We start from the raw sequence: 618 nt of genomic DNA, 5'->3' as shown, positions 1-618 counted from the left end.
CTGGTAGCCGAAGACCACACCATTGTCCGAGAAGGCATCAAGCAATTGATCGGCCTAGCCAAAGACCTGCAGGTAGTGGGTGAGGCGGGCAATGGCGAGCAGTTGCTGGAGACGTTGCGCCATGTGCCCTGCGAAGTGGTGCTGCTGGATATCTCCATGCCCGGCGTGAATGGCCTGGAAGCCATCGCGCGCATTCGTGCGCTGAATAATCCGCCGGCCATCCTGGTGCTGTCCATGCACGATGAAGCGCAAATGGCCGCCCGAGCCCTGAAGGTTGGCGCCGCCGGTTATGCCACCAAGGACAGCGACCCGGCACTGCTGCTGATGGCGATTCGCAAGGTGGCAGCGGGCGGGCGCTATATCGACCCGGAGCTGGCCGTCCGCATGGTCTTCGTAGTCGGCCTGACGGACTCGCGGCCGTTGCATTCACTGCTGTCGGAACGCGAGTTCTCGGTGTTCGAACGTCTGGCCCAGGGTGCTAACGTCAATGACATCGCCCTGCAACTGGCCCTGAGCAGCAAAACCATCAGCACCCACAAGGCGCGCTTGATGCAAAAGCTCAATATCACCTCCCTGGCCGAGCTGGTGAAGTACGCCATGGAACACAAGCTGCTGTAG

1 protein-coding gene is annotated in these 618 nt (G+C 61.0%); it reads left to right on the top strand.

Annotated elements, in window-relative coordinates; all coding sequences use genetic code 11:
* Positions 1-618: response regulator (locus AC0L3U_RS38340; protein ID WP_473364953.1), on the top strand; the 618-nt coding region annotated here is incomplete at its 5' end.

The organism is Bradyrhizobium sp. Kon69 (genome assembly GCF_055807515.1).
This window is presented reverse-complemented; position numbering and strand designations above follow the sequence as displayed.